This is a genomic window from Mycobacterium sp. RTGN5, assembly GCF_033804465.1.
GTDB lineage: Bacteria > Actinomycetota > Actinomycetes > Mycobacteriales > Mycobacteriaceae > Mycobacterium.
Genome location: NZ_JAPZLA010000007.1, coordinates 119,934 through 143,591, shown reverse-complemented (window position 1 = coordinate 143,591; position 23,658 = coordinate 119,934). Strand labels below are relative to the sequence as shown.

The 23,658-nt window shown below is 65.1% G+C and carries 18 protein-coding genes; 10 read left to right on the top strand and 8 right to left on the bottom strand.

Going from position 1 to position 23,658, the window contains the following annotated elements:
• Positions 1-125 precede the first annotated feature (125 nt).
• The 3 genes from glnX to SLQ31_RS26275 are packed head-to-tail and all read left to right on the top strand — an operon-like array spanning position 126 to position 4,668.
• Positions 126-1,445 carry a protein kinase G-activating protein GlnX gene (gene glnX / locus SLQ31_RS26285; protein WP_319437081.1) on the top strand — a complete coding sequence of 440 codons (1,320 nt, stop codon included), beginning with the start codon at positions 126-128 and terminating at the stop codon, positions 1,443-1,445.
• Positions 1,442-2,413 carry a glutamate ABC transporter substrate-binding protein gene (locus tag SLQ31_RS26280; RefSeq protein ID WP_319437080.1) on the top strand — a complete coding sequence of 324 codons (972 nt, stop codon included), beginning with the start codon at positions 1,442-1,444 and terminating at the stop codon, positions 2,411-2,413. The genes glnX and SLQ31_RS26280 overlap by 4 nt, the downstream gene beginning before the upstream one ends.
• Positions 2,413-4,668 (top strand): serine/threonine-protein kinase PknG, encoded by a 2,256-nt coding sequence (locus tag SLQ31_RS26275; RefSeq protein ID WP_319437299.1) that lies wholly within the window; start codon positions 2,413-2,415, stop codon positions 4,666-4,668. The genes SLQ31_RS26280 and SLQ31_RS26275 overlap by 1 nt, the downstream gene beginning before the upstream one ends.
• Here SLQ31_RS26275 and SLQ31_RS26270 read toward each other — a convergent pair.
• The 3 genes from SLQ31_RS26270 to SLQ31_RS26260 are packed head-to-tail and all read right to left on the bottom strand — an operon-like array spanning position 4,665 to position 6,280.
• Positions 4,665-5,459 (bottom strand): cytochrome c oxidase assembly protein, encoded by a 795-nt coding sequence (locus tag SLQ31_RS26270; RefSeq protein WP_413643052.1) that lies wholly within the window; start codon positions 5,457-5,459, stop codon positions 4,665-4,667. The two genes, SLQ31_RS26275 and SLQ31_RS26270, sit on opposite strands and share 4 nt — an antisense overlap.
• A 54-nt stretch (positions 5,460-5,513) precedes the next feature.
• Positions 5,514-5,948 carry an SRPBCC domain-containing protein gene (locus tag SLQ31_RS26265; protein WP_319437079.1) on the bottom strand — a complete coding sequence of 145 codons (435 nt, stop codon included), beginning with the start codon at positions 5,946-5,948 and terminating at the stop codon, positions 5,514-5,516.
• Positions 5,945-6,280, bottom strand: coding sequence for a metalloregulator ArsR/SmtB family transcription factor (locus SLQ31_RS26260; RefSeq protein ID WP_319437078.1), 336 nt, complete (start codon positions 6,278-6,280; stop codon positions 5,945-5,947). Before SLQ31_RS26260 ends, SLQ31_RS26265 begins: the two co-directional genes overlap by 4 nt.
• Before the next feature lie 82 nt (positions 6,281-6,362).
• On the opposite strand from SLQ31_RS26260, the gene SLQ31_RS26255 reads away from it, so the two are divergent.
• The 3 genes from SLQ31_RS26255 to SLQ31_RS26245 all read left to right on the top strand — a co-directional run bounded on the left by SLQ31_RS26255 (position 6,363) and on the right by SLQ31_RS26245 (position 9,824).
• Positions 6,363-7,133 (top strand): DUF899 domain-containing protein, encoded by a 771-nt coding sequence (locus SLQ31_RS26255; RefSeq protein WP_319437077.1) that lies wholly within the window; start codon positions 6,363-6,365, stop codon positions 7,131-7,133.
• 112 nt (positions 7,134-7,245) lie between these two features.
• Positions 7,246-8,472 (top strand): lipase family protein, encoded by a 1,227-nt coding sequence (locus SLQ31_RS26250; RefSeq protein ID WP_319437076.1) that lies wholly within the window; start codon positions 7,246-7,248, stop codon positions 8,470-8,472.
• Positions 8,469-9,824: an alpha/beta hydrolase gene (locus SLQ31_RS26245; protein WP_319437075.1), complete on the top strand. Its 1,356-nt coding sequence runs from the start codon at positions 8,469-8,471 to the stop codon at positions 9,822-9,824. The genes SLQ31_RS26250 and SLQ31_RS26245 overlap by 4 nt, the downstream gene beginning before the upstream one ends.
• Positions 9,825-9,839: 15 nt before the next feature.
• On the opposite strand, the gene SLQ31_RS26240 is transcribed toward SLQ31_RS26245, so the two are convergent.
• Together SLQ31_RS26240 and pta are read right to left on the bottom strand one after the other, a co-directional pair.
• Positions 9,840-11,027, bottom strand: a complete 1,188-nt coding sequence (locus tag SLQ31_RS26240) for an acetate kinase (RefSeq protein WP_319437074.1) — start codon at positions 11,025-11,027, stop codon at positions 9,840-9,842.
• Positions 11,027-13,096 (bottom strand): phosphate acetyltransferase, encoded by a 2,070-nt coding sequence (gene pta, locus SLQ31_RS26235; RefSeq protein WP_319437073.1) that lies wholly within the window; start codon positions 13,094-13,096, stop codon positions 11,027-11,029. Before pta ends, SLQ31_RS26240 begins: the two co-directional genes overlap by 1 nt.
• Positions 13,097-13,338: 242 nt before the next feature.
• Here pta and SLQ31_RS26230 point away from each other — a divergent pair, with 242 nt between their 5' ends.
• The 4 genes from SLQ31_RS26230 (at position 13,339) to SLQ31_RS26215 (ending at position 19,938) form a co-directional block, all read left to right on the top strand.
• Positions 13,339-14,829: a hypothetical protein gene (locus SLQ31_RS26230; protein ID WP_319437072.1), complete on the top strand. Its 1,491-nt coding sequence runs from the start codon at positions 13,339-13,341 to the stop codon at positions 14,827-14,829.
• Positions 14,830-14,897: 68 nt separating this feature from the next.
• Positions 14,898-16,253, top strand: coding sequence for a glycosyltransferase family 2 protein (locus SLQ31_RS26225; protein WP_413643128.1), 1,356 nt, complete (start codon positions 14,898-14,900; stop codon positions 16,251-16,253).
• Positions 16,250-18,205: a hypothetical protein gene (locus SLQ31_RS26220; RefSeq protein ID WP_319437070.1), complete on the top strand. Its 1,956-nt coding sequence runs from the start codon at positions 16,250-16,252 to the stop codon at positions 18,203-18,205. The genes SLQ31_RS26225 and SLQ31_RS26220 overlap by 4 nt, the downstream gene beginning before the upstream one ends.
• Positions 18,202-19,938 carry a glycosyltransferase family 39 protein gene (locus tag SLQ31_RS26215; RefSeq protein WP_319437069.1) on the top strand — a complete coding sequence of 579 codons (1,737 nt, stop codon included), beginning with the start codon at positions 18,202-18,204 and terminating at the stop codon, positions 19,936-19,938. The genes SLQ31_RS26220 and SLQ31_RS26215 overlap by 4 nt, the downstream gene beginning before the upstream one ends.
• Positions 19,939-19,974: 36 nt before the next feature.
• On the opposite strand, the gene SLQ31_RS26210 is transcribed toward SLQ31_RS26215, so the two are convergent.
• The 3 genes from SLQ31_RS26210 to SLQ31_RS26200 are packed head-to-tail and all read right to left on the bottom strand — an operon-like array spanning position 19,975 to position 23,608.
• Complete coding sequence (locus SLQ31_RS26210) at positions 19,975-20,940, bottom strand: NAD(P)-dependent oxidoreductase (protein WP_319437068.1); 966 nt, start codon at positions 20,938-20,940, stop codon at positions 19,975-19,977.
• 50 nt (positions 20,941-20,990) lie between these two features.
• Complete coding sequence (locus SLQ31_RS26205) at positions 20,991-22,688, bottom strand: GMC family oxidoreductase (protein WP_319437067.1); 1,698 nt, start codon at positions 22,686-22,688, stop codon at positions 20,991-20,993.
• Entirely contained in the window at positions 22,685-23,608 is a 924-nt protein-coding gene (locus SLQ31_RS26200; RefSeq protein ID WP_319437297.1) for an aldo/keto reductase family protein, read from the bottom strand. Before SLQ31_RS26200 ends, SLQ31_RS26205 begins: the two co-directional genes overlap by 4 nt.
• Positions 23,609-23,658 lie beyond the last annotated feature (50 nt).

Here is a 23,658-nt window from a genome sequence, read left to right as displayed (position 1 = left end):
AGTAGGTCGGTCGATCCCGCCCCATCTGTCACAACACCTCTTAGGATTGTCTCAGGATGCGTGCCGGGTACACCCGGCAAGGGACAGCAGTGGATCCGGGCAATAGGGAATGAGGTCCGCGAGAGGTGACCGTCGAGCTGGCGCACCCGTCGACCGAGCCGTTGGGGCTTCGGACGCCGACCCTGCCCGCTCACCCCCGGTGGTGGTTCCTGCGCACCACCCCGGGACGGATCCTGACCCTGGGTCTCATCCTGGCCATGCTGGGGATCGTCAGTGCCTTCGCCACCTCGACGACGATCACCAATCGGCAGACCCAGCTGACCACCGTCCTCAACCACACCGAGCCGCTGTCGTTCGCTGCCGGCCAGCTCTACACCACGCTGTCGGTGGCCGACGCCGCCGCCGCGACCGCGTTCATCGCCGGCTCCGAGCCGCGCGCCGTGCGGCAGCGCTATGAGCAGGCGATCACCGACGCGGCCGTCGCGGTCACCCGGGCGGCCAGCGGGCTCACCGACGAGCCGCTGATCCAGCTGCTGGGCCGGATCAATGCGCAGCTGGCCGTCTACACCGGCCTGATCGAGACGGCACGGACGAACAACCGCATGGGCAACCCGGTCGGTTCGTCGTACCTCTCGGAGGCCTCGGCGCTGATGCAGCAGCAGATCCTGCCGGACGCGCAGCGGCTCTACGAGGAGACGTCGGCGCGCGTCGATGCCGAGACCACGGCCTCCACCCGGATCCCGGCGCCGGTGCTCATCGTGGTGGCCGCGACCCTGCTGTTCGGGGTGTTCGGGCACCGGTGGCTGGCCGACCGGACCAGGCGTCGGGTCAACGTCGGCCTGATCGCCGGCGGCCTGGCGATCGTGGTGATGATCATCTGGGTGGGTTCGGCGCTGATCATCTCCACCGCCGGCAGCCGCGCTGCCAAGAACACCGCCGCCGAGTCGCTCAAAACCGTCACTAGCCTGGCGATCACCGCCCAGCAGGCCCGCGCCGACGAGACGCTGTCGCTGATCCGGCGGGGCGACGAACTCGTCCGCAAGCGGTCCTACTACCAACGCGTGGAAGCCATGCACACTCAGCTCGCCGACTACCTGGGCCGCAGCGACGCGATCGCCAAGGGCGACTTGGCCAACGCCGACCAGCTGCTGACGAAGTGGCGACAGGCCGACGAGCGCATCAACGCCTATATCTCGGTCGGCAACTACCAGGCGGCCACCCAGGTGGCACTCGGCACCGGCGAGGACGATTCGACGCCGGCGTTCGACAAGCTCGACGCCGCACTGTCGACGGGTATCCGGGAGAGCCGCAACCAGCTGCGCAACGACATCCTGTCCGCCCGCCGGGTGTTGTCGGGGACGACGGTCGGCGGCGTGGTGCTCTCGATCGGCGCGGCGTTGGCGGTGGCGCTGGGATTGTGGCCCAGGCTTAGCGAGTACAGATGATGAAGTCACGACGGCTGATGTGCATCGTGATCGCTGCGGCAATCACGCTGTCCGGCTGCGGCAAAACCGAGTACATCGGGGCGCCGGCGGTACCGACGCTGGCGCCGCCCACGCCGGCCGGCATGCAGGAACTAGCGCCCGAGCCACCCCAGCCGCCGGATCCGACCGAGAACAACTGCGACCGCACCGCCAGCCTGAAGCCCTTCGCCACCAGGGCGGAGGCCGATGCGGCGGTGGCCGGCATCCGAGCCCGCGGCCGGCTGATCGTCGGGCTGGACGTCGGGAGCAACCTGTTCTCCTTCCGGGATCCGATCACCGGGGAGATCACCGGTTTCGACGTCGACATCGCCGGTGAGGTGGCCCGGGACATCTTCGGCACCCCGTCGGCAGTCGAGTACCGCATCCTGTCGTCGGCCGACCGGATCACCGCCCTGCAGAACAACACCGTCGACATCGTGGTGAAGACCATGACGATCACCTGTGACCGCCGCAAGGACGTGAACTTCTCGACCGCGTATTTCACTGCCTATCAACGCATCTTGGCGCCGCGGGAGTCGGCCATCTCGCAGGCATCCGACCTGTCCGGGCGCCGGGTGTGCGTCGCCAGCGGCACCACGTCGTTGGACCGGGTGCGCCAGATCGCCCCGCCGCCGATCATTGTCACGGTGGTCAGCTGGGCCGATTGCCTGGTCGCGCTGCAGCAGCGCGAGGTCGACGCGATCAGCACCGACGACTCGATCCTGGCGGGCCTGGTGGCCCAGGATCCCTACTTGCACATCATCGGACCGAACATGGCTCAGGAGCCGTACGGGATCGGCATCAACCTGACCAACACCGGCCTGGTGCGGTTCGTCAACGGCACGCTGGAACGCATCCGCCGGGACGGCACGTGGAACACGTTGTACCGCAAGTGGTTGACGGTGCTGGGGCCTGCTCCGGCTCCCCCGACACCGAGGTACCTGGACTGATGGACATCCCGGATCAGCCAGATGTCGACGTCGGCACCCAGCCCGCGACCCTCGACGACCTCACCGTGGATACGATGTCGACGATGCGGCCAATGGCCACCCAGGCCATCTTCCGGCCGAATTTCGACGATGACGACGACGACGCGGTCGGCAGCGTGGGCACCGAGCCGGAGGCCATGCACCAGGCGACGGTGGCCCGCAAGCTCTCCCCGACCCGTCGCCTCGGCGGCGGACTGGTGGAGATTCCCCGCTTCCCGGAGATCGACCCGCTGACCGCGTTGATGGTCAATCCGGTTGTCGCGGAGTCGAAGCGATTCTGCTGGAACTGCGGACGCCCGGTGGGACGCTCGACCAAGGACGGCAAGGCGGCCTCGGAAGGCTGGTGCCCGCATTGCGGCAGCGCGTATTCGTTCGTGCCGCAGCTGGTTCCCGGTGACATGGTCGCCGACCAGTACGAGATCAAAGGCTGCGTCGCGCACGGCGGCCTGGGCTGGGTCTACCTGGCCGTCGACCACAACGTCAACGAACGTCCGGTGGTGCTCAAAGGTCTTGTCCATTCCGGGGACGCGGAGGCGCAGGCGATCGCGATGGCCGAGCGGCAATTCCTCGCCGAGGTGGTTCACCCGTCGATCGTGAAGATCTTCAATTTCGTCGAGCATCCCGACTCCCACGGTGAGCCGGTCGGCTACATCGTGATGGAGTACGTCGGCGGTAAGTCGCTCAAAACACCCAAGGGCGAGAAGCTTCCGGTGTCGGAGGCGATCGCCTACGTGCTGGAGATCCTGCCCGCGCTGGGTTATCTGCATTCGATCGGCCTGTGCTACAACGACCTCAAGCCCGAGAACGTGATGGTGACCGAGGAGCAGCTCAAGCTGATCGACCTCGGTGCGGTGTCGCGGATCAACTCGTTCGGCTACCTCTATGGCACGCCTGGGTACCAGGCACCGGAGATCGTGCGCACCGGCCCGACCGTCGCCAGTGACATCTACACGGTGGGTCGTACCCTGGCCGCGTTGACGGTGGAACTGCGAACCCGCAAGGGCCGCTATGTCGATGGCCTGCCCGAAGACGATCCGGTGCTCAAGAAGTACGACTCGTTCGCGCGGCTTCTGCGCCGGGCCATCGACCCCGACCCGCGCCGCCGCTTCGCCAGCTCCGAAGAGATGTCCTCGCAACTGCTGGGTGTGCTGCGTGAGGTGGTCGCCGAAGACACCGGTGTGCCACGGCCAGGTTTGTCGAACGTCTTCACCCGCACTCGCGCCGCCTTCGGGGTGGAATTGTTGGTGGCGCACACCGATGTGTATCTCGACGGACTGGCCCATGCCGAGAAGCTGACGGCGACCGAAATCGTTACCGCGCTGCCGGTTCCACTGGTGGATCCCACCGATATCGCGGCGACGGTGCTGTCTGCGACGGTGCTGTCACAACCCGTGCAGACACTGGACTCGCTGCGCGCGGCCCGGCACGGCGTGCTGGACTCCGAGGGCGTCGATCTGACGGAATCGGTGGAGCTGCCGCTGATGGAGGTGCGCGCACTGCTCGACCTCGGCGATGTCGCCAAGGCCAACCGCAAGCTCGACGAGCTGTCCGAGCGGGTGGGCTGGCGCTGGCGGCTGATCTGGTTCAAGGCGGTCTCCGAGGTCCTCACCGGTGACTATGATTCGGCGACAAAGCATTTCACCGAGGTGCTGGAAATCTTCCCGGGCGAGCTGGCGCCCAAGCTGGCGCTGGCCGCCACCGCCGAGCTGGCCGCAACGTCCGACGAGCTGCCGTTCTACCGAACCGTGTGGCACACCGACAACAACTCGATCTCGGCGGCGTTCGGCCTGGCCCGAGCACAGTCGGTGGAAGGCGACCGCGAAGCCGCAGTGAACACCCTGGACGACGTTCCTGCTGCGTCAAGGCATTTCACCACCGCGCGGCTGACCAGCGCGGTGACGTTACTTTCCGGGCGATCGGCGCACGAGCTCACCGAGGAGCAGATCCGCGACGCCGCGCACCGGGTGGAGGCACTGCCGGATTCCGAGCCGCGGGTGCTGCAGATCCGGGCACTGGTGCTTGGCACGGCGATGGACTGGATGTGCGAGAACACCGCCAGCACCAATCACATCCTCGGCTTCCCGTTCACCGAACATGGTCTGCGCCTGGGCGTTGAGGCCTCGCTGCGCAGCCTGGCCCGGGTAGCCACCAGCCAGGCGCACCGGTATGCGTTGGTTGATATGGCCAACAACGTGCGGCCCACCAGCACGTTCTAGGAACGGAATCGGTCGCGCAGCTGGGGATCGTTCTCCCACCACAGCGTCGACGCGTGGCTCTGCTCCACGGTCGCTTCGTCCAGTTCAGCGTCCACCTCCGCGGCTCGGCGGCGCTCGTGGGATCCGAGCTGGCGCATCAGGACCGCGACGAACGGGATGCTCAGCACGTCGCCGGCGATCCACAGGATGCCCGCGCCGATGGATTGGTCGATCCGCGGACTTGGCCCCCAATTGCGCTGCAATGACGCGTAATAGCCGACAGCGATCAGCGGGCCCAGCCACAGCACAATGCCGAGCAGCCCGTCAGCCAACGACTCCACCACACTGATCCCGAGCGACAGCAGCGGCGAAAACCGTCGCGGCACCGGATCGGTCTGCAGGCGGGCGTAGAAGTACCCGAAGCCAACGAGCACGAGCAGGAGCCGAGTCGCCGACGCCAGCCATCCGGTCATCGAGGCGACATACCAGGGGGTCAAGTAGAGCAGCCACGGTGTGGCCAGCATGACGACGGACGTCGCGAGCGGTGAGCAGGCCACCCGAAGAACTTTCGAGCTCAGTGCCGCCTCCACAACCCGATTCATCGGCGCCGAGGCCGCGCACAGCACCGCCACCGGACGACCAAGTGCCAGCAGGAACGGCGCGACGAGCAACAGCAGTAGGACCTGGACTGAGCGAACCCAGAACAGCACCGGCGCGTATACGCCCACGGCGCTGAATGTGGCCACCCCCCACACCGCGACGCCCGCCATCAAGCACACTGCCTGCCCACGCGTCCACGCTCCGAGCACCACGGCTGCCGACCGTACGCCGATCAGCTTGGAGGTTGCCGTGCGATTGCTGAGCTTTCAGCGGGCCAGCTTGCCGGCGAGTTGGTCGAACGTGGCGATCCAGCCGGTGTGGAAGGACTCGAATTCCGTTGGCGGCAGCAGGGAATGCTCGATGGACATCAGTGTTTCCTCGCTGCCTGCCGGTGCGAACGTCACGGTGACGATGCTGGCTTGCGTCGGGTCCTCCCAGTTGGAATTGCTCCAGGTGAACCGCAGCAGATGCGGACGCTCGATGGCCAGGAACTGCCCGCTGATGAGCACCCGGGTGCCCGAGTCGTCGACGTCGAAGCGCACGGTGCCACCCACCCGGGGGTCGACGGCGACGTCGACCACGCGCACCGGGTGTGGACACATCCACTCCTGCAGCGCTTCCGGGTCGAGCCACTCGTCGAATACTGCCTCCGGAGTGGCGGGCATGACTCGCTGGACGACGACAGTCACCGTGTCGGTCATCGACCCTGCCCCTTCTTGCGCCGCAGTCGTGCCGCAAGGGCGTCGGCGCGCACCGACCAGAATTGCGTCTGCTCGTCGATCCAATGCTGTGCCGCGGTAAGGCCTTCCGGTCGAAGCGATACCCAGTGTTCGCGGCCGCGGACATCCCGTTGAATGAGCCCGGCCGATTCCAGCACGCCGATGTGGCGTGACACACCGGCGAACGTCATCGGCAGCGGGGCGGCGAGATCGGTGATCCGGGCGTCGCCGTTTCGCAGCGCCTCGATCAGGTGGCGCCGCGTCGGGTCGGCCAGTGCGGCGTACGCACGATCCAGAACCTGATCTTCAACCATCTTGTTGACTATAGACCGCCGGGCATGGTTCGCTGGAGTCGGATATTCAACCAATATGTTTAATATTCTGGAGGGAGCACCGATGAAGACGCCCAAGATTGTGTCGGCACAGGAGTGGGACGTCGCCCACCAGCAGCTGCTCGTCAAGGAGAAGGAACTGACCCGGGCCCGCGACGCATTGGCCGCGCTGCGACGGCGAATGCCCTGGACGCGGGTCGACAAGTCTTATGAGTTCGACAGCCCGGACGGCACAGTCAGCCTGCTCGACCTGTTCGCCGGTCGCCGCCAGCTGATCGTGTACCGCGCCTTCCTGGACCCGGGAGTTCACGGCTGGCCCGACCACGGTTGCGTCGGATGCTCGTTGATGGCCGATCACATCGGCAACCTGGCGCACCTGAACGCTCGCGACACCACGCTGGTCTACGCCTCCCGGGGTGCACAGCCCGACGTCCAGAAGATCAAGGCCAGGATGGGCTGGGACATCCCCTGGTACACGATCCTGCCCCGCCCCGACACGGACTTCGACGTCGACCGCGCCGACAGGGCCTTTGACGTCGACTTCGGTGTGGACCAATGGCACGGCACCAATGCGTTCATCCGCGACGGCGACCAGATCTACCGCACCTACTTCATCGACAGCCGCGGTGACGAGATATTCGTCAACACATGGCATTTCCTCGACATGACCGCATTAGGCCGTCAGGAGATCTGGGAGGACTCACCGCAGGACTATCCGCAGAGCAAGCCGTATGAATGGTGGAGCTGGCACGACAACTACCCCGAGCACACGCCGTCACGATGGTTCGGTGATCCCGACCCCGACGATCCGAATGATCCGCGGCCGTCGGGCTAGAGCGCAGCGGAGCAGCGTTATCCCATGTCAGACGGTATAGACGCGAGCCAGCACGACTTCCAGCCACCCAACCCGCGCCGGAACCACACCGGCGACCACTAACATCTGGGACGTGCGACGAATACTGGCGGCCCTGTCCATTCTCATGACCGTCGCCTTCATTGGCACGGCCTGTGGTAGCCGCACATCGCAGGCCCCCACGGAGACCAGTCCATGGCAGAACTACGGCGACGTCTTCAGCAGCGAGGCTGCGCGGGATCTTGACCCGTCGCTGCAGTCCGCGGTCGGCTGGGCGCAGCGCTTCATCTACAACTCCCGATCTGGCGTCAACGACAGCGGCACCCACGTCACTGGAATCCTCCTGGTACCCAAGGGAAGTCCCCCTGACGGAGGATGGCGTGTCGTCGCGTACGGCCATCCCGCGACCGGAACTCAACCTGGATGCGGACCCTCGACGTCGCCGACGCTGCTCAATTCGGCAGCCGTGGTGCAACAACTGCTGCAAGCCGGCTTCCCCGTGGTGATGACGGATTACCAGGGACTTGGCAGCCTCGACAAGATTCAGGACCGGCCAGACCGAGACATCTACCATCCATTCCTCGAATCGACGACGGTCGGATACAACCTGATCGATTCGGTTCGCGCGGCCCGCCAGCTGATCGATCAGGCCGGCGGTAAAGCCTCCACATCGTGGCTGACTCTCGGAATCGGCCAGGGCGGCCAAGCGGCATGGGCGGCCAATGAGCTGGCGGCCAACCAGGGCTGGAGCATGACATTGATTGGCGCGGTCGCGATTTCCCCGGTAGCTGATATCACCGGCCTAGCCGACGCGGCGGAGGCGGGGTCCCTCAACACCCAACAGCAACTCGCTCTCCAGGGGTTTCTCGCCGGCGTGAAGAACTCCTACTTCGATGACTTCCACCTCGACGACTACCGCAGCGGAATCATCGCGCAGAAGTGGGACACCCTGCTGGCCTGCGACGCGGCGGGCCTCCAGGAGCGCACCACGATCGCGGGTCAGATCACACCTGACGATCTCCGGCCCCACTCGCCAGCTGCGACCGCCACACTTCGCGGCTTCCTGAAGAAGACCAGCCTTCCGCAGGCACCGGCGCAGGGCCCGATGCTGGTGATCTACGGGGATAACGATCCGCTGGTCCCCGCGGCATGGACGGATGCCGCGCTGAATCGCGCCTGCGCAATGGGCGACACCATCACGATCCGTCGCCTACCCAGCGATGCCCCGGACCAGCTCGACATGTCCGAGGCGTTGGACTGGATGAACCAGCGGGTCAATTCTGTTCCGGCACCCAATGATTGCGAAGGCCGTATATCGTGACCCTGACGCATGGCTGGCTGCTGATCACAGTTCAGATCATCGCTGGTGCGGTGTTGTTGGCGGCGATCGGGCGGCGACCCCGACGGTGGCTTCAGATCTGGCTACCCGTCGCCGCGGTCACCGGGGCAGCGGCGGCAGCGTTCGTCTACTGGTTCATCCACTATCAAGGGTGGTCGCAGGATCCGGCCCCGGTGATCTTTTGGGTGTGGATCGTCTGCTTTGGGGTCGCGGTCATCGTATTGATCGCCGGCTGGCGCAGCGCAGGATGGCCGCGCAGAAGTGCGGCATTGCTTTCCGTTCCGCTCTGCGTGCTGTGCACTGCCTTGGCGGTCAACTGCTGGGTGTCCTACTTCCCCACTGTGCAGTCGGTCTGGGACCGGGCCACCGGGAGCGAACCGGCACGGTGGATCGACATGTCGACGCTGACCGATATGCAGCGCAACGGGGTCATCCCGACCCAGGGAGTTGTCGTCAAAGTGACGACTCCCGATACAGAGTCGGGATTTTCGCACCGGCAGGAGTATGTGTACCTGCCGCCGGCCTGGTTCAAGAGCTCACCCCCACCCCAGTTGCCGGCGGTGATGATGTTCGGCGGCCAGTTCGGCCGCCCCGACGACTGGCTCCGCTCGGCCGATGCGCTCAAAACACTCGACGATTTCACCGCCAGGCACGGCGGCAATGCTCCAGTGATGGTATTCCCGGACGTCGGCGGAACATTCAGCAACGACACCGAATGCGTCAACGGACCCCGCGGCAACGCCGCCGATCATCTCATCAAAGATGTTGTGCCCTTTGTAGTCTCGACCTTCGGCGTGAGCCCGAAGCCGGCAAACTGGGGGATCGTCGGCTGGTCATCGGGCGGCACCTGCGCCCTGATGCTCGCGGTGATGCATCCCGAGGTGTTCAGTGCGATCGTCGACGTCGACGGTCAGCTCGGCCCTAACGCCGGAACCCGCGACCAGACCATTGCGCGGTTGTTCGGCGGTGACGAATCCGCCTGGGCGGCGTTCGACCCGAGGTCGGCGATAATCCGGCACGGTCCCTACACCGGACTGTCGGCATGGTTCGCGGTGTCCTCCGATACGTCGTCCGAATACCGGCCGGGGAACACCGGTACTCCACCCACGCCCCCCGCTGAATGGGATACCAATTCCGAGGACCACGGCGACATCGCTCAGGCCTTGTGCTCGTTGGTGAGTAGCTACGGCATCGAGTGCGCGGTCGTGAACCACCACGCGTCCCACGATTTCCAGGGAGCGGGTTTTGCCTTCGCCGACGCGCTGCCGTGGCTGGCCGGCAAGATCGGCACCCCGGGCGTCCGCCCGATCCCGATGCGCGGCGCCCCCGGCTAGCGACGCCGCGCGGCCTCAGAGCACCGTCAGGCAGGCCTGGGCGATCGCCAGTTCCTCGTTCGTCGGGATCACCAGCACGGTCGTCGGCGACTTGTCGGCCGAGATCCGCCGCGCACCCTTTGCCGGACTCTCGTTGAGGTGTTCGTCGAGTTCGATACCCAGCGGCGCCAGCCCGGTCAGCGCGTCGCGTCGCACCCGCGCGTCGTTCTCGCCAACCCCAGCGGTGAACGTCACCACATCGGTGTGGCCGAGGACGGCCAGATACGCACCGATGTACTTGCGCAGCCGGTGGATGTAGACGTCGTAGGCCAATTGCGCTGCCTCGTCACCAGATTCGATCCGCTGGTGCACCACCCGGAAGTCGATCTCGCCACTGAGACCGTACATTCCCGCGTGCCGGTTGAGCATGGTCTCGATCTCCTCGACGCCCATATCGGCGGTTCGCCACAGGTAGACCAGCACACCCGGGTCGATATCACCGGATCGTGTTCCCATCACCAGCCCCTCCATCGGGGTCAGGCCCATCGAGGTGTCGACGGGACGCCCGCCGGCGATCGCCGACGCCGACGCACCGTTGCCGAGGTGCAGCACGATCTGGTTGAGCGATTCGAGCGGAGCGCCGAGGAACTGTGCGGCCTGCTGGCTGACGTACTGATGTGACGTGCCGTGAAAGCCGTAGCGGCGAATCTGCCAGCGGCTGGCCAGCTCTCGGTCCATCGCATACGTGGCCGCGGCGGCGGGCAGATCGTGGAAGTAGGCGGTGTCGAACACCGCGACGTGCGGCAGGTCGGGCAGAACCCGGCGGGCGACTTCAATTCCGAGCACCGCGGGCGGATTGTGCAGCGGCGCCAGCGGCGCGAGCTCTTCGAGCTTGGCGATCACCGCATCGTCGATGACGGTGGGGCGGTAGAGGTCCTGGCCGCCGTGTACCACCCGGTGACCGACCGCGACCAGCCCAAGGCCCGCCAAACCCTGACCAGCTTCGGCGAACAGGTCGAAGGCGGTCCGCAGGGCGGCCTCGTGATCGGCGATCCGGCCATCGCGGCGAATCTCGTTGTTGCCCAGTACCAGCGTCGCGGTCGAGGATTCCTCGCCGATTCGCTCCACGATCCCGTGTGCCAGCGATGTTCCCGTATCGGGTTGTACCAATTGGAATTTCAATGACGACGAGCCGGAGTTGAGTACCAGAACGGTAGCCGACATCACATCCCCTGAGCCTGGATCGCGGTGATCGCGACCGTGTTGACGATGTCATCGACGAGCGCCCCACGAGAGAGGTCGTTGACCGGCTTGTTGAGTCCCTGCAGCACCGGGCCGATGGCGATGGCACCCGCGCTGCGTTGCACAGCCTTATACGTGTTGTTGCCGGTGTTGAGGTCGGGGAAGATCAGCACGGTGGCTCGACCGGCCACCGCAGAGCCTGGCATCTTGGCCGCGGCGACCGTTGCGTCGACGGCGGCGTCGTACTGGATCGGCCCCTCCACCAAGAGCTCCGGCGCTCGCTCGCGTACCAATTCGGTTGCGGTCCTGACCTTCTCGACACCGCTTCCGGTGCCGGATTCTCCGGTGGAATAGGACAGCATCGCCACTCGGGGGTCGATGCCGAACTGCGCGGAAGTGCGCGCCGAACTGATGGCGATGTCGGCGAGCTGCTCGGCGGTCGGGTCAGGCACGATCGCGCAGTCGCCGTAGGCAAGGACCCGGTCGGCCAAACACATCAGAAAGATGCTCGACACCGTGGAGACATCGGGCTGGGTCCTGATGATTTCGAGGGCCGGCCGCACGGTATGCGCCGTCGTGTGTGCGGCACCGGACACCATGCCGTCGACGATGCCGTTGTGCACCAACATCGTTCCGAAATACGACACGTCGTGGATGATTTCTCGGGCTTGCTCCAGCGTCACGCCCTTCTTCTTGCGAAGCTCGGCGTATTGCGCGGCGAACTCGTCGCACAGCTCGCTGGTGCGTGGGTTGAGTACGGTGGCCTTGGTCAGGTCGACACCGAGTTCGGCTGCACGGGAACGGACTTGGGACTCGTCGCCCAGGATGGTCAACTCGGCGACACCACGGAGCAGCAGCCGTCCGGCCGCTTGCAGGATGCGGTCTTCCTCCCCTTCCGGAAGGACGATGCGCTTACGGTCGGCCCCCGCGCGTTCCATCAGCTGGTAGGTGAACATCTGCGGCGTTGTCACCGTAGGGATCGGCAGACTGAGCCGGTCCTGCAAATCGTCGATGTCGACGTAGCGCTCCATGAGCGCGATCGCGGTGTCGATCTTGCGCGGCGAGGTGGCGGTGACCCGCCCACGGGTAGCCGCCACCGCCCTGGCCGTCTCGAACGTGCCCAAGTCGGTGGCGATGATCGGCAGCCGCAAGCCCAGCCCGGTGACCAACTCGGCGATCGAGCGGTGCAGCGGCAGCCCACCGTTGAGGATGATCGCGGACAGCGACGGGAAACCCTCTGCGGCGTGCGCACTGGTGACAGCCAGCACCACGTCGGAGCGATCGCCCGGCGTGACGACGGCGACGCCCTCGGTGAGTCGTTCCAGGCAGTGCTCGGCGGTCATGCCCGCCACAAGCACCCCCAGCACCTCGCGGCCGAGCAGCGACGAGTCGCCATGGACCAGGACGCCGTCGACCGCCTGGCTCAGATCCGCGACAGTCGGGGCGACCAGGAGCGGTTCCTCGGGAATGACGTAGACGCGTGGCCCCAGGTTCGCGCAGGCCTCGGCCACCGCGTCCAGCTGGGCCGGGTCGGCGCGGTTGGCCACCACCGCCGCAGTATGGGCGTGCTGGGTGGCCAGTTCGGCCAGGCACAGCTCGATGACCTCGGCGACCTCGCTGGGGGTGCGGTCGCGGGCACGCACCGAGAGCAGCACCGGCGCACCGAGGTTGGCAGCGATGCGGGCGTTCACACTCAGCTCGGTGGGCGTAGCAACGTCGGTGTAGTCCGACCCGACGATCACCACGGCGTCGCAGCGCGCAGCCACTTCGTGATAGCGGTCGACGATGTCGGCGATCGCGCCGTCAGGGTCAGCGTGCAGTCGTTGGTAAGTCACCCCGACGCTTTCGTCATAGGTGAGGCCCGCGTTGCTGTGCGCGAGCAGCAACTCCAGGATGTAGTCGCGGTTCTCCCGCCGGGTGATCGGGCGGAACACCCCCGCCCTCGGCACCATCGCGGTCAACCGGTGCAGGATGCCGAGCGCGACGGTGGATTTCCCGGTGTCACCCTCAGGCGACGCGATGTAGATCGACGTGGTGCGGGCGGCGGTCACCCCACCAGCTTTCCGTATCCACAGCGAATCCGTGCCGCCCGCCCGCGAAGCGCGGCATAACGTGAGTTACACCACATCGATGTGCGATTACAGCCATTTCTCATACGTTTGCTGTATCTGTATATCCTGTGACTTTTGGCAAGTCAGAGGCCATGTTTGAGAAAGAAGCGAACTCCGCTGAATTCGGTTGCGCAAATAATGCTGACTCTCGTGACCGGATGGTGGATGGACCAATGTCAGACATGAACGTGACGGTTAGCGCTGCCCCCCGGCTCGTTGCCGACGACGAACTCCCGGATGATATTCCGACCTCCGCCCAAGACCGGTCGCCCGGTCTCGGCGTGTTGCCGCGTGGCATTTCCGTGGCCCTGCTGTGCCTGGTTGCCTATGCCACCAGCTACGCACATCAGGTAAACGATGCGCTCGCCGGTTCGAGACTCGCGTACCTGGTCGTCGTGCCCGTTCTTGCTGTCTTGATCGCCGCTGGGCATCGCGCCACCTCCCACGGTGTCGGCGACGGCGAAGCGGACTGGATCGTGGCCGCGTTGGTCGGCATTCTCGGGTTGTCGGCCATCTATTTGCTTGTTAGCCGGATGCCGACGCTTTCCGCGTGGTGGCGCCTGGAGTCGCTGTCCGTTCTGGTGTGGGCCGTGTGTTGCGTGATCATCTTGTTCGGAATGCGGCAGGCCCTCCGGATGTGGTCGTTGTGGCTGTTCATCGCGTGCTTCGCGACGCCGGTGCCGTATCAGGCGGTCACAGCGGCCCTCGGCGGGACTGACATAGCCGCAGGACTGGTCGCCGCCGCGATCGGTGCCGTGGCGGTATTTCTCGCGACTCGCACCACTCCGAGGCATCGACGGCTGCTGGCCGCGGCCGTCAGCTTCGCAATAGGCGCTGTACTGGTGATCAGCTGCATCGTCTGGTTTCTGCCAACGGTGATTGTTGCCGCCGGAGTCGTCCCCGTCCTGGTGGTCGTCGGCGCACGACTGGCACCCGATCGCCGGCCCGTTGACCGCGCAAACCGCCCGATCGCCACCGGCATGCCATACCGCTCCGCGCGCACGGTAGGAGTCCTCGGCGTCGCCACCGCAATGTTGGTCGCTGCGGGGCTGATGCAGGACCACGCTGCGATAGCGCGTCCGTCGATCTCTGCGGACTGGGCGGCACGTAGCGGTCTGTCCCCCGTCGAGTCCTATGGTTTCGTCACCAGATTTGCCGGACCCGGCGCCACACTTGTCCGCTATGCCGCGCGAGCCGAGAAGGGCATGCCATCGGCCGCCGTGGACGTCCTGTCGACGCCCAACGGAGCCGTACTCGACGACCTGTCCGATGTGGTCTGGTATCCGACGGCACGGCCGGTGAACTATCGAGCGGTCCCCTCCTCCCCCGGGATCGCAGCGGGCACCAGGTCTTTCCACAGCGACGCCGATGCTGCAGCGGACGCCGGCGGCCGCGACTGGTACGCATTGACCTGGATCCAGCGCGCAGGCCCTGTCGTGCAACGGGTCACGGTTATCGTCAGCCAGTCGCTGGCCGGTGATCAGGCCCCGCCCGCACCTCAGGCGCCCGACTTGGTCGACGCCTCGGTGGGGTCGTGGCTCTGGTTGTCCCGCCAGCAGGCTCAGGGACTCGATCATGTCGATCCACTGGTGAGTAGGCGCGCCACAACGCTGGCGGCCGCGATCAGCGGAGTTTCTGGACATGCCGTCTCTGGAAGGCCAGGGCAGCAGTGACTGACACCTACCAACCCGCGGTCTTGCACCCGCGGTTTTCGGCCAACAATCTGTTCGGTATACGCGCCATGATTGGGTTCGGCCTCGTCGCAGGCATTCTCACCGTCCTGGCTGTGGTGTTTCCGTCAGTGGAGGCACCCATATTGACCGCTCTGGTAGCAGCGTTCTACCTCGCCTCCAGCATCGACCGGAATTATCTTCTGCTGCGCGGGATCCGAGCGTCAGCAATGATCACGATCTCCGACGAAGAGGCCCTGGCACTCACCGACGAAGAGTTGCCGGCCTACACCGTGTTGCTTCCCGTCTATGACGAGCCCTCCATCGTCGCCAATTTGCTCAACGGAGTGGGCCGCCTCGACTACCCCAGAGACAAGCTAGAAATCCTGCTGCTGGTCGAGGAAGACGATCTGCCGACCCAGATGGCGCTGCTCGATGCGAATCTTTCCTCGATCAGGGTCGTCATCGTTCCGCACAGCATGCCGAAGACGAAGCCAAAGGCGTGCAACTACGGCATGTCACTGCCTGGACTGCGCGGTGAGTTGATGACCATCTATGACGCCGAGGACATCCCGGACCCGCTTCAGTTGCGCCGGGCCGTCGCCGCGTTTCGGCAGACCCCCGCCGACGTCGGGTGCCTACAGGCCCGGCTCGGCTACTTCAACGAGCGACAGAATCTCTTGACCCGATTCTTTTCCCTCGAGTACGACCAGTGGTTCGGCGTGGTGTTGCCGGCAGTGGAACGAGCCCGTTGTGTGGTGCCACTCGGCGGAACCTCCAACCACATGCGCACCGAGGTATGGCGCGAGATCGGCGGATGGGACGAGTACAACGTGACCGAAGACGCCGACCTCGGTGTTCGTCTGGCTCGATGCGGCTACCGAACCCGGATCCTGGACTCGGTGACCTTGGAAGAGGCCAATTCCGATGTGGTGAACTGGATCCGGCAACGCTCGCGCTGGTACAAGGGCTACCTACAAACCATGCTGGTACACCTGCGCAATCCCGCGGTGCTGCGCAGGGAGATCGGCGTGAAGGGCACCTGGCGCTTCATCAACATGACCGGTGGTGTGCCTCTCACCGCCGCATGCAATCTGGTGTTCTGGTTCATCCTCGTGACGTGGATGTTGGGCCGGCCCCACGCCGTGGAGGTCGTGTTCCCACCGTTGACCTACTACGTCTGCCTGGTGCTGCTGCTCATCGGCGCCCCGATGTCGATTTTCGTCGGGCTCGTCGTCGCGCAGGCACTGGGTAAACCCCACCTCTGGTGGGCGGCGGCCCTGGTGCCCCTGTATTGGTTCCTGCAGTCGATCGCTGCGGTGAAGGCGATCTACCAGCTGGTGACCAGACCAGACTTCTGGGAGAAGACGGTCCACGGCCTGTCTCACGACCACAACGCCCCCGAGTCGACAGGCCACCTCTCATGAGAGCATTCTTCGCGATGCTCGGCACCATCACCGCCGTGATGGTTCTGCTTGCGACACCGCTGCTGGGCACGACAATCGCACCGGCACAAGCCGATCCAGAAACCGACTTGGTTGCGACTACGGAGCCCGAGCCTCCGCGCCTGATCGGATGGCCACAACTGGGCCTGCCGGACAGGATTGATCTGCTCGGGGCCAATCAAGCGAGTGAGACCGCGATTCCCGTCCCCTCCGGCACCGCTCCCACGGTGCTCACCGGCATGATCGGATCGATCGTCAACGTGATCAACGGACGGGTCGACGTCCTCGACGATCGCGGGATGGTGCTCGGCACCATCCCAGTCCCGCCCGACGCGTCGACGGTACCGTTCCAACTCGACATCTCCCCGGCTCTCGTCGCCAATGGCATGGCCAAGCTGAGCTTCGTCATTCGCGACGGCAATCAAAACGTCAACAATTGCACTCAGATCCCGGCACTTTCGATCAGTCAGCTCGCCAGCTCCTTCGCCGGGCTGCCGAGTGGTCCGACGTCGGTCGCCGACTACCTGCCCAACTACCTCGACAAAATCCTGATCAACGTCGGCACAAACCCGACCTTTGTACAGCAGCAGGCGGCGCTGGACTTGGTGGCGAGGTTGACGAAGAGGTATCGGCCGATGCCGGTCCGCATCGACGTCACCACCGCAGAGATAGCACCCGCACCGGAACCCAACGTCAGGGTCATCGACGTCCGCGACAACAGCCTGCCAGGGGTGGTCGTCGAGAACCCAGACACGCCGGCAGCCATACTGGCGATCAGCGGCACCGGGCAATCGCTGGCACGCCAGGTCGAGTTGTTCGCCGACGACAGAATGTTTTTGGCCCAGGCGCCGGCCGCAGTCGTGCTCTCGGCCAAGGACGACACCACCCTCTCGAGCAACACCAAAACCTTTGACCAGCTTGGTGTCACCGGTCAAACGTCAGTCCTCGGCGTCACCACCATGTACGCCGGCTTCGACGTGAGCGCATTCGGCGCGGGTTCGATCAGCAGCGCCAAGGTACACCTGTTGGCCAAGTACACACCGGTCGGCAGCGGGCAGGCATCTCTGCTGATCCGTTCGGGCTCAACCATTCTCGTCAGCCAAAAGCTGGACAATTCGGGAACGGTGGACATCACCGGCGTGATCCCTCCTGAGGAGATCGCGTCCAACGTCGGCCTCGCGCTGGAGCTTCGCTACATTCCGCAACAGGAGTGCGCTCCCCTGAATGATCGGATGACGTTCGCGTTGGACGGGCACTCGACCGTCACCGTCACACCGGGCACCAACAACCGCGGTGGATTTCCCGTACTCCCGATGGCGTTCACCCCCGACTTCAACGTGGCGCTCGACAACCCCGAATACATCAGGTTCGCCGCGCAGGCGATCAATCTGATGGCGCAGCAGACGTCGGTGACCCTGCGCCCGAAAGTGACGACCTTCGGTCAGGCGGCCAATTCCCGTACCGGGTTGTTGGCCGTCACCAACGGTGCCGCCCTGACCAAAGCCGGCATGAAGCCACCGCTCGTGCCAAACGGCGCGAGCGATGTCGGCGTCAATGGTGACCCGGCCACCGACCTCAACATCAACGGTTCGCTCGGCGCAATCCAGGCGTTCACCAACAATGACCGAACGGTACTGGCCATCTCTGCCACCGGCGATTGGTCTTTGGTCGATGCGTCGTTCGATTACATTCGCGGCCTACCCAGTCGTTGGGCGTCGGTCGTCGGTGACGTGGTGGCGACGGGTCCGGCAGTCCACACGGTCAACATGTCGGTCAATGAGGGCGGCCCGATGGCCCACCAGCCCAATCCCAGCACCGTCTGGAAATGGTGGGGGTGGCTCAGTCTGGGCGTCGGCGCCGCCGCGCTCGTCATCGCCGCGACACTTTTGGTGATACGCCGGCGGCGGCGCGCCACCACCACCCCTGATCCGTGAACACGGTCCTAACACCACCGATTGAGATCGACGCCGAACGGTCCGCCAAGGGCCGCTCGCGTTGGCCAGGACTGCTGCTCTTTTCTGCCCTGGCAGCACTCTATTGCGCAATCGGAATCATTCTCGTGTTGCGGTACAACATCTTTGAACCGGACGCACCCAACCGGGTGGCCAATGCCGGCTTTACGATATTTGCCCGCGACCCACACCTGTCGGCCATCGGATTCGTCTGGAATCCGCTACCCAGCATGGTCGAAATACCGTTCGTTGCACTGAGCCACTGGTGGCCAGCGCTGAAGTACTACGGCATCGCCGGAGTCATTCAGAGTTCACTGTTCATGGCCGGCACGGCACTCATGGTTCGCGGCATCGCACTCGACCGAGGACTACCCAGAGGATGGCGATGGGTCGCGGTGGGCGCAGTGGCCCTGCATCCGATGATCATTCTGTACGGCGCCTCCGGACTCAGCGAGGCTGCCGAGATGTTCTGCCTCGTCTGGTCGGTGCGTCACCTGATGCGGTGGTGCGAGAGCGAGCGCGTCGGCGACCTTGCCTGGGCCGGCATAGCTTTGGGGACTGGATATCTCACCCGCTACGAGGTGGTCCCGGCCGCCGCCGGAGCTGTGCTGCTGGTTGGGGTGGTCAGCTGGCACCGTTCACGATATGCCGACCGGGTGCAGGCAACTGTCCTCAACGCGGCCATTGTCGGATTTCCCGTCGCTGTCACCATCGTCATCTGGGCGGTCACCGGGTGGATCATCAACGGGGAACTGTTCGCCACCTTCTCCTCTCAGTACGGGAACAGCAGCCAGGTCGCCCAACGGTTGGCGCACGTCGGTCACATCGACCCGGGCTCAGGGTGGCTGGTCATTGCGGCACGGCTCTTCGGCATGCAACCTCTGACCGGGTTTGCTGTCGCAATGGCGGTGTTGATCGCTGTACTCCGACGACAAGTCAGCGCTCTGGTACCGGTCGCGATCCTCGGCGCGACCTTGACGTTTGCCGCAGTGGCACAGCACTTTTCAATGACATTCGGCTGGTGGCGGTTCTACCTGCTGGCCATTCCGATGGTGGTCTGCATCGCCGTCGCCTGTTGGCCATCGACACGGGCGCGGCCTGCCCGCGGGACAGTGGATCGGCACTCCGCCCGTGCCGCCGCCGCATTGCTCACCGCCTCGGTGCTGGTGGCAATCCCGGTGACCACACCGCTGATCATCAACGAAGACATCGCGTATGGGCAGCTGGAATCGAGCTTTGTGTCCCTCGTCGACCCGGTCGGCCATCCTCCCGAGAAGCAACCGGCACGTCGGCGGTTGATCAGCGAGCGGCAACTCGCCAACTGGCTCGACGCGAAGAATCTCCAGGATGGCACGGTCTTGATGGACACCTTCCTGGCGTGGGGTGTCTGGCTGTCCACAGACCACCCCAAGCAATTCGTGATCACCAGCGATTACGACTTCTCGGCGGCATTGAACCGCCCCTGGGACATGGGAATCCGCTACATCGTGGCGACAAATCCGCGGCTGAATATCCCTGACGCGGTCAACCGTCGATATCCGACCTTGTGGTCCGACGGTGCGGGCATCGCCAGACTCATCTACTCGGCGGACGGCGCGACCAGCGACGAGATGTTCCGGGTGTACGAGGTGATAGGCAAGCCAGTCGACCCGGTCACCCCAGCCGGCGCACCGACCCCGGCACCGGCCGTCGAGCCTGCGAGGCCACCGCGTTGACGGCGTACCCGGACACCGAAAGGCGCCCGGCACCGCTCACTGCGGCAACCCACCACCGCATTCCCGGCGCCAATCAGCAAAGGCCTCGCGAAGCGAGTACTGCTGGGTGAAACCGATATCGGCGAGACGCTCGGAACTGATGTTGGTGTCGAATTGCAATTTCTGGATACGCCGAGGATGCAGGCCGAAACGTGCACCCTTCGGATCGACCACCGCAAACGGTGTCGCCGCGGCCAGCGCAAGACGGTAGGGAACGGTCGGCGGCCGGCGGTCCCAACCCCAGGCCGCGTTGATGGCATCGACGTGGTCGTGAATCGTCGTCGGCTGCGGGTAGACAGCATGGTAGGTGTCGTGCGGCCCGTCGTCATCGATGAGCCGGATCAGCAGGCGCACCATATCTTTCAGGTAGATACAGCTTTTCACCGTGTCGTCGCGGCCGATGTACGCAAAGCGCCCCCGGCTCAGGCCGAGGATCAGGCGGCGCATATTGCCGGTGTCGCCGGGGCCGAACACCACACCAGGGCGCACGATGCGTATGCGGCGCCCGGGTTTCTCGGCCCGCCACGTCCGCAAGATCTCCTCGGCTTGCAGCTTGCTGGCGCCGTACGCCGTGTCGGCATCGCCGAAGTCGCTCTCGCTGCGACGCCACGGGCCCGGAGCGAAGGCCATCATCGAACTGGTGAAGACGATGTTCTGCACTCCCGCGTCGTCGGCGGCCCGGCAGAGACGGCGCGTCGCCTCGGCGTTGTTGGCGAAGTAGTCCCGCCAGGGAAAACCAGGCTCCTTGGACAGGGCGGCGAGGTGGACGATCGTCGATGGGCAGGGCGAAGGCAAATCGGCCCCGGTGATGGTCGTCAGATCAAGGCCCAACGAGTCGACGGCCGGCGTGGCGACCCGGTCGATCCCCACCACAGGACGGCCGATCTCGCGAAGGTGCGACACCAGCGCGCCGCCGATGAAACCCGCACTGCCCGTGACTATTACCGCATCATTGTCGGCCATCACGGCACCAGCCCGATCTGCGTCGCCATGGATCGCCTTTCAATCACGGTTCACGACCCCGAATCCGGGGACGAATGAGCACGGAGGTCGCTGAGATGGTCAGCCAGCCGAACTCCCATCGCGATCCCGACGAGCGTCGGGTTGGCCTGACTCGACGTGGGAAGCACAGCGGTGCTCGCGACGTACAGTCCGCGCACCCCGTGGACTTGAAGGTTCGGATCCACGACACCGCCTTCCGCGGTCTCGGACATTCGCGTGGTCCCAGCCTGATGGAAACCGGCATACCCGTGCATGAACGTCTCTACCGATGCCCCGACATCGTCGGTCAACAACTCCACACTTCCGGCACCGTTGTCGCGTAAGTAGGTGTCGATGAGTTCGACTGCCTTGTGGGCACTCTCGTAGTCGACGTCCGAGAAGTGCAGATGCGTCCGGACTTTTCGCATGCCGAGCGCGTCGCACTCATCGGTGAGTTCGATTCGACTCTCCCAATGCGGAAGTTGCTCGCCGTGGTAGTGAAGCAGGTACCGGTTGTCGGCGCTCTTGACGAAGAAGCCCGGCGCCTTGCGACCCTTGCGGATGAGACGGGCATAGGAGAACGTGACCGCGAACCGGATCGACGGAATCAGATCCCGCACGATATTGCGCAGGTGCGCTGTGATCTGCGGCGGGCCGTCCGTCTTGGTATGCGCTTCACGAATCGCGGGCGCGAGCAAAAAACGACCGACCGGGGAAATCACCGTCAGATACACCGCCGACAGAATCCCGCTTCCGTGCGCGGGGTCGCTGATCGGCGGATTGACCAGCCAGATCGCGACATTGGGCATATTCAGCTCGCGCTGCACCTCTGGACTGAGGGTGAACCGCCGACGGACATAGACTCCGTCGTTGTCACGCTCGTGCTGGTGGATCACCTTGTCGGTGTTGAATTTCACGCGGGCGAACCGGCCCTCGACGTGAGTCATGTACCACCGTCCGAGGTGCCCGCCGGCGTTTCCCAGCCCCGTCGGATGATGGCGGTCTGACGCCAGCAGCAGCCGGGTTGCCTCGATGCCGCCCGTCGCGATCACGTAATCGGTTGCGACAACTCTGCCTTCACGGCCGTCAAGTGACTTGACCACCAGATAATCAACGGAATCGCCGCCCGCGGCGGTCACGATCTCTGTGCACGTCAGGCCCGTCCACAATGACAGGGACGGAGCATCATTCAGGGCGGCCCGGTATTCGCGCCCGAAACGCGTTGGCAGCGCCCAGCGCTCGAGGTCAGTCGTACGAACGTCACCGTCAGGAAGCCCGGCGACCATATCGAGTTGCGCGAGCTCCGGAACCTCCCGCGCGTTGAACGTCGCCTGCCCGCACTGCGCCCAATCGCAGGCTCGTTGAAGGTACGGCTGAACATCCTCGTAGCGGATCGGCCATGGCGACTGAGCGGTGAGCCGCCGGTCCTCGAAGTCGATCGGGTCGAACGCGACACAACGCCCACCCCAGAGTGCGGATGCACCCCCAATTGCCCGACGGAGCGCCAATTCACTGCGGGTATGGAAGTAATCGTCCTGCCGTGAGTCGAACGCGCCGAGCTCCTGTGCCGTGTGGTCAGTCCGCTCGAGACCGCTCTCGATGAGCGCCACCCGGACGCCTGACTTCGCGAGTTCCAACGCCGTGGAGATACCGATCGGGCCAGCGCCGACGATCACGACGTCGGTCTCAATCGTCAAGCCCGTGGTGAACTCCTCAGGACGCCGGATCACGTGGCACCCTGTCGAAACTCCTCGGCGAGTTCGAGGAACCGTGCCAACGTCTCGCCGTCGAGCGGCGACGAGACGGCGCTGGCCGCTTCGGCGATGCGTTGCGGTTTGGTAGTGCTGTACAGAATCGCGCGGGAATCCGTTGCCCTGGCGGCTGATCCGAGAATCAGCTTCGCCAGTACACCGGGAGCCAGTGGGTCGAGATGGAGGGCGTCGCGCCATCGGCTCGTCAACTGGGCATCGGACCGCAGTGCGGTGGCGAGGATCCCATACGGCCGGTTCAGCACGCCGAACGTGAGGTCCGCCGAGCGCGGTGACGGATGGAGCACGTCACTGCGAAGCTGGTCGACTCCCTCGGGTCCGAATGGCTTGGCAAAATCCACGTCCAGGCCCTCGTCCTGGGACACTCCCCAGGCTCGGATCTTGCCCTGCTGACGGGAAGTCTCGAAGAATTGGCGGAGCGCGTCGAATTCCACGGTGTCTGACGGCTGCGGGCCGTGCACGAACAGGATGTCGATGTAATCAACCCCGAGCGCGGTGAGACTCTGGTCGAGACTGCGCGCCGCGATGGTGGCGTCGTACAACCGCGCGGTCGCCGCCGGCTCGTTGCGCCGCTTGACGGCGGACCGCAAGGCCGGCGCCTTGCGAAGGAGTGCCCGCGCCGGAGCCTGAAACCGGGCCAGCCGCTGGGCCATGCCCCCGACCTCGATGCCGAACTTGGTGGCGATCGTCACGCTGCCGCGGTCGACCGTGCGCACGAAAGCACCCAGCTCGGCCTCCGCCATCCCGAGCCCGTACATACGCGCGGTGTCGAAGTGGGTCATCCCGTGGTCAACGGCACTGCCGAGGACCGCCATCCGCTCCTTGCGGGAGGGCGACTGCATCAAACCACCGCAGCCGAACCCGACCGCGCTCACGCTCAGCTGCGGCCCCGGAAGTTCAATCCGCCCCAGCACCGCAGCCCTCATGCCGT

Bases quoted from the DNA above. Each gene is read 5' to 3' on its own strand.
- SLQ31_RS26280 (WP_319437080.1), top strand. From the start codon at position 1,442: ATGATGAAGTCACGACGGCTGATGTGCATCGTGATCGCTGCGGCAATC.
- SLQ31_RS26275 (WP_319437299.1), top strand. From the start codon at position 2,413: ATGGACATCCCGGATCAGCCAGATGTCGACGTCGGCACCCAGCCCGCG.
- SLQ31_RS26265 (WP_319437079.1), bottom strand. From the start codon at position 5,948: ATGACCGACACGGTGACTGTCGTCGTCCAGCGAGTCATGCCCGCCACT.
- SLQ31_RS26260 (WP_319437078.1), bottom strand. From the start codon at position 6,280: ATGGTTGAAGATCAGGTTCTGGATCGTGCGTACGCCGCACTGGCCGAC.
- SLQ31_RS26255 (WP_319437077.1), top strand. From the start codon at position 6,363: ATGAAGACGCCCAAGATTGTGTCGGCACAGGAGTGGGACGTCGCCCAC.
- SLQ31_RS26240 (WP_319437074.1), bottom strand. From the start codon at position 11,027: ATGTCGGCTACCGTTCTGGTACTCAACTCCGGCTCGTCGTCATTGAAA.
- SLQ31_RS26230 (WP_319437072.1), top strand. From the start codon at position 13,339: ATGAACGTGACGGTTAGCGCTGCCCCCCGGCTCGTTGCCGACGACGAA.
- SLQ31_RS26225 (WP_413643128.1), top strand. From the start codon at position 14,898: ATGATTGGGTTCGGCCTCGTCGCAGGCATTCTCACCGTCCTGGCTGTG.
- SLQ31_RS26220 (WP_319437070.1), top strand. From the start codon at position 16,250: ATGAGAGCATTCTTCGCGATGCTCGGCACCATCACCGCCGTGATGGTT.
- SLQ31_RS26210 (WP_319437068.1), bottom strand. From the start codon at position 20,940: ATGGCCGACAATGATGCGGTAATAGTCACGGGCAGTGCGGGTTTCATC.